This window comes from Dellaglioa sp. CoH-57-MRSF-16 (genome assembly GCF_056782055.1).
In genome coordinates, this window is record NZ_JBXAXZ010000190.1 from 1 (window position 1) to 264 (window position 264).

The following is a 264-nucleotide window of genomic DNA, read 5'->3' on the forward strand; positions in this document are numbered from 1 at the left end:
GTCTATGGTGGTACTTGGCGTCTACCACAATGAGGACATCAGTACTGTCCGGCAAGGCCTTAACAAGGCCAAGCAGTGGGGATTCGAAACGGTGCCATTCTTCGAAGTGCAGCCGAACCGCGCGTTCCTCGAAGCTGCGCTGGCTGAGGCCCGGGAGACTGCGCCGTTTGCGCTTGACGGTCTGGTCATCGCACCAAACACGTTTCGTATGGACTACGAGACGAACGATAAGCCGAAACTGATTTGGGCGTTCAAGGTCAATGA

The 264-nt window shown here is 55.7% G+C and carries 1 protein-coding gene; it reads left to right on the top strand.

What is annotated here, in order from left to right:
• Nucleotides 1-264: hypothetical protein (locus AC1RPH_RS08380; protein ID WP_481762127.1), on the top strand; the 264-nt coding region annotated here is incomplete at both ends.